We start from the raw sequence: 5,273 nt of genomic DNA, 5'->3' as shown, positions 1-5,273 counted from the left end.
GAAACTCCGTCCTGAGCCGCGTCGAAGGGTCGAAGTGCGGCCACAAATGAAAATAGATCACATATCATCCTTCGACTGGGCTGGATGCACGGGGTATAACTTTGCTCAGTAGGGGGGATGCTTTGGTTCAATGAACCACTTTGCAGTCCCGATTTTTTCGGCGTGAAGTTATGTCAGGACCCGAATGAAATAATCCTAAAAACAATGACCCTCCACTAAAAGGCACCAGCTAGCTTTGCTTCCCGCGCCTTTTTTTCGTCAACGAAATATAAGAGAACAAGCCCGACTATGAAAAAAACCACGAGTGAAAGAATTGAGTTCCTTGCCGAGCCGGTAGTCTGGCGAATGAAGGCGAATACAAAAGGGCCCCAGATTGCCGAGAATTTACTAAAGACCGTGTAAAAGCCATAGAACTCGGCGCTCGCCTCCTTCGGAATCATCGAGCCGTAAAACGAGCGGCTGAGTGCCTGAGACCCGCCCATAACGATTCCAACCATAACGCCAGCGGCAAAAAACTGGTGGGTCGTTGTTATGAAGTAGGCATAAACTACAATCAAAGACCACAGTGCAAGTGTTGTCATGACGGCTCTTTTTGTACCGACAAGCGCCGCGAAGCTGCCAAATATAAATGCCCCAACGGCGGCAACCAGCTGGATAATCAGGAGCGTGACAAGGAGTGAGGTTGCCGAGAGTTTGAGCTCCTCCGCTCCGTATATGGTAGCCATATCCAGTACTGTTTGTATTGCGTCGTTATAAAGCATGTAGGCGATTAGGAAAATCACAAGGTGTCGAAACCTCCGAGCGTGCTTCGTGGTTTGAATCAGTCGTGAAAAGCCCACGCGCGCGTATACCAAGGGAGACAAACCAAGGTCCCCCTGATGGTCTGAACGAGAACTTGTTCGACGCGTTTCAATGAGATTTTTCGCTGTAAAGATCGTAAAACCTGCCCACCAAAGCCCCGCGCCAAGTATGCCAATCCGCACGGCTAGCGGTTGAGATATTCCAATCAAATTGTGTCCCGCAACAAGCGCAAGGGTGAGCGCAAACTGGAGGCCTCCGCCTATATACCCGTATGAAAAACCCTTGCTGGAGATCATATCCATTTCCTCGCTCCTACAGATGTGGGGGAGGAAAGCATCGTAAAATACATTGGCGCCGATGAAACACACCTGCGTGATGAAGAAGAGGATCAGGGAGCTCAACACATCTCCCTCCTGAGTAAAGTAGAGAAATAAGGTAAAAAGCGAACCCGTGTAGGCAAATAGAAGTAAAAAACGCTTCTTGGCATTCGCAAAGTCTGCGATTGCACCAAGTACGGGAGTTACAAGAAATGTGGTTAAAGCAGCCATACCGACGATTATTCCCCAGAGTGTCGTAGCGCTGAAACTAGTGCCTCCAATCGTAAAGCCATCAGGACCTACTACGACGGTGGCGAAGTATACTGGAAGGAGCCCTGCGGCAACCGTTGTCGAGTATGCTGAGTTTGCCCAGTCGTACATGCACCAGCCGAAAATCGTCTTGGAGTCATTTTTCCTCATTCGTTATCCTTCTTTGGTTGTTTGTCCCATAGTATTTAGTGCTTTGTAATTTTATTTAAAACAACTTACAAATGACAAATGATCAAAGATGAACGGGGATTCTAATATTTCCGAAATTAAATTTCGGGTAGACGACCAAAGGATCTTGATTGCATAAATCGGCTAAGCTGGGATTATGTTTTGGTTATTCCCGAATATTTTTAATTTTCCTTTGGTAGCATCATCTGGGTAAGCCCATATGTTGAAGGGCTTATGGCCTCAGGGTCCGTAGTGATATTTATAAGTGAGGGTACACCTGAGGAAATTGCCCTCTCAATGGCGCCACGTATCTTGGCAGGTTCCGTCACCAATTCTCCATATCCGCCCAGGACCTTCACCATCTCATGAAACGGGGTAAGCTCAAGATCGACACCCACCGTAGGCCTTTCCCTTCCATAGGTAAGCCATAGTTGATGCTTTGTCATTCCCCATGACTGATCGTTGCACACGACGGCAACAAATGGGATCTTATGTCGTATTGCCGTTTCAAACTCCATGAAATTCATCCCTATTGCGCCATCTCCACTTATAAGTGCCACTTGTTTTTCAGGGCAGGCGACTTTTGTGCCAATCGCAAAGGGGACCCCGACCCCCATGCAGCCGAGGGGTCCGCCCTTTACGTAATGCCCTGGTTTCCTTACCCTGTAGGTGCCGTCTGTCCACGCCTGCGTGTCGCCGCCGTCTATGACCAACATTCCATCTTCTCCTAGCATCTCTTCCACTTCCTTTATTACCCTGAGTGCGTGGATAGGGGTTTTATCGGAGTTCCTAATCTCCTCTGACGCCTCCCATTCCTCATCTCTCCAGGTCCTTGCCTGTTTAAACCATGGCTCGTAGGTCAGCTTGATTGAGTTTTCTTCTATATAATTTGAGAAATGAAAGAGGAATTTACTTATGTCACTTACGATTCCCAAATCTGCCGGTCTATTTCTCCCTATTTCTCCGGGATCGATATCCACCTGAATTATTTTTGCCTCGGGATTGAAGGATCTCCCGAAGCCAATGTAAAGGCTTAGTCTTATGCCTAAGAGCAGTATTAAATCTGCCTCCGAGGATATCTTCTTGAAGCCTACAGGGCCGGAAAGGCTTGCAGCACCGAAGCATTGCTTATGGTTGTCCGAGACGATTCCCCTTCCAAAATTTAATGTATAAATCGGAATCTTCACATTGTCTAAAAACCTTAGCAGTTCTTTATCCGCGTCGGCATACCAAGCCCCGCTTCCGGCTATTGCTAGAGGTCTCGTTGAGGCTTTAAACATCTCAATGGCTTGAGTAATGGATTCCTGAGGAGGCTCTACTTTACTAGAAGGCATGACTGTGTTGTATCGGTTGACCTGTTCCTCATTACAGCTTGCATATAACACTTCATAGGGCATCCCAAGGTATACGGGCCCCGGCTTTCCTGTGATTGCTTTCTTATAGGCTGTGGTTATGTATTCTGGTATTCGTTTTGTATCGAATATTGTACTTGCCCATTTTGTGATAGGAGAAATAATTGATTGCTGATCTATATCTTGAAGAGGGAGTCTCTCCTGTTCTTCAATCCCTGATTTTCCAGAGAGAAGAATTAGAGGGGAATTGGATAAATAGGCTCCGGCAATTCCTGTAACTGTGTTTGTAAATCCTGGACCGGCTGTGACAAGACAGATGGCAGGTTTTCTCTTGACCCTGCCGTAGGCGTCGGCGGCCATGGATGCGCCCTGCTCGTGATGGGTGTCAATAATCCTTATGCCGAAATCCTGACACGCATCGTAGATTGGGTTTATGTGTCCCCCACTGAGTGAAAATATCTCTTTAACACCAAGCTCATTCAGTGTCTTTGCTACCAGCCATCCACCATGAACCTTAGCCATTTTTTCCCTCCTCTCAATCTATATTAATACTTATACATTAATGGCTTTTTAAATCAATTATTCAAACTCAATAATGTCAGATTCGTTCTAATGTCTGTATAAGTTGATCTAAATGAAATGGATATCGTTGGCCTTCCAAAAATTGCGTTAGGAGGATGAATGTCATAGTCATGCTGAACTTGTTTCAGCATCTCTTGTTTCCATTAGATCCTGAAATAAATTCAGGATGACCGGGTTGTGGTTGAATTAAATTTTTTAGTCGTTATGTCATCCCCGAAATCAGTAGTCGGGGATCCATCCCCGCCAGAAACACGCGGGGACAGGCTCTGGATTCTCTATTAAGCCCGTACTCGAACGTCTCTATCGGGTAGCATTAGGGAATGACAACAAGGGGTAGCCTTGTCCTTGTACCCTGAGTTTGATCGAAGGGTCGAAGGATTGTTTCTTTGTATCAAGACAAAGAAAGGAAAAAAAGGATTATGGATAATCGATCAGCTACAAGTGCGGGCTCACTCGCTCAAATCAGCGCTGACTCCGCAATGGAATCATATCTTTAGTTCCAATTTGACCTACTATTCGAACAATAACCAATGTTACTCGACAAAGCATCAACAAGTGTATTAAAAAATTCTGAGACTTGAATACATACTGGATAAATTTTAATATGTTTTAACTGTTATATTATTCATCGGAGGTTTTACGACATGGAAGAACAAGGTCAACCGCAGGGTCCACCACAGGGTCAACCACAGCCAGGTGATTTGTTAGGTACAGTAACCTCGGCATTTAATCTGGGTGTCGCAGCACGACATAAAGGAGGTGACAAAAGCGTTGGTGAAGTTGTTGGTGAGCTTGGAGATGCGATATACAATAACCTGCTTAGAACACACGGTGGACAATTTCAAGAGGAATATATTCTAGCAAATACCGAATATCTTCTGCAGATAGCACTTTTGGGATTTATAATTCCCTCGATCTGTGCCTACGACGAGGAATTTAAGAACAGGCTTTTCTCACTTATCATGGCAAAACTGGAAAGTCCTGGTCCTCATCACCAGAAACCGCCGGATAAGAATATAATAATAACGTGAACCTTCTCCGGGATATATCAGAATTTTTAGGGAAAGATATTGATTAGCCATTTTGATAATTTAAAAAATGAAAACAATTTTTCTTACATTGAGGAATAGAAATGGATAAAAAGATTTTGGGCGGAAGAGAAAAGGTTAAAGTAGCTGTGGTTCAGGCCTCTCCAGTTTTTATGGACAAGCAAAAGACTATAGACAAGGCGTGTAAATTGATAAGGGAAGCCGGAAGAAATGGTGCCGAACTCATTGCCTTTTCAGAAGCTTTTATTCCAGGTTACCCTGCGTACTACACCGTTGGTTATGAGACCCCTCCACATGAGTGGACAGATTATATGCTTGCGCTTCAGGATAACTCGATATTAATACCCGGCGAAGATACAAAAATTTTAGGACATGCTGCAAAGGAAGCTGGAGCATATGTGGTGATCGGATGCAACGAACTCGATGATCGTCAGGGTAGCTGTACCATCTACAATTCTCTACTTTTTATTGGCAAAAATGGGGATGTTATTGGAAGGCATAGGAAGCTTATGCCCACTTACACTGAGAGGCTATACTGGGGTCAGGGTGGTCCAGATGATATAAGGGTCTTTGACACTGAAATAGGTAGGATAGGAGGGCTTATCTGCTGGGAAAACCATATGCCTCTCGTCAGAGCAGCCATGATTCATAGAGGAGAAGACTTTCATATAGCAGTTTGGCCAGGGAATTGGAAAAGAGGAGAGGACAAGCTCCTTGATGCAGACACCAGTCCT

At 45.1% G+C, this 5,273-nt stretch carries 4 protein-coding genes; 2 read left to right on the top strand and 2 right to left on the bottom strand.

Features of this window, described 5'->3' with window-relative positions:
• Positions 1–215: 215 nt before the first annotated feature.
• Positions 216–1,538, bottom strand: a complete 1,323-nt coding sequence (locus VGA95_10060; GenBank protein HEX9666883.1) for an MFS transporter — start codon at positions 1,536–1,538, stop codon at positions 216–218.
• Positions 1,539–1,738: 200 nt separating this feature from the next.
• Entirely contained in the window at positions 1,739–3,430 is a 1,692-nt protein-coding gene (locus VGA95_10055; protein HEX9666882.1) for a thiamine pyrophosphate-binding protein, read from the bottom strand.
• Between the two features lie 704 nt (positions 3,431–4,134).
• Between VGA95_10055 and VGA95_10050 the strand changes: the two genes are divergently transcribed.
• Together VGA95_10050 and VGA95_10045 are read left to right on the top strand one after the other, a co-directional pair.
• Positions 4,135–4,521 carry a hypothetical protein gene (locus VGA95_10050; GenBank protein ID HEX9666881.1) on the top strand — a complete coding sequence of 129 codons (387 nt, stop codon included), beginning with the start codon at positions 4,135–4,137 and terminating at the stop codon, positions 4,519–4,521.
• Positions 4,522–4,622: 101 nt separating this feature from the next.
• On the top strand, positions 4,623–5,273 hold a 651-nt coding region (locus VGA95_10045; GenBank protein HEX9666880.1), incomplete at its 3' end, for a nitrilase-related carbon-nitrogen hydrolase.

The organism is Thermodesulfobacteriota bacterium, assembly GCA_036397855.1.
GTDB lineage: Bacteria > Desulfobacterota_D > UBA1144 > Nemesobacterales > CSP1-2 > DASWID01.
Note: the sequence above shows the minus strand (reverse complement) of the source record. Positions and strands in the feature narration are given on the sequence as shown.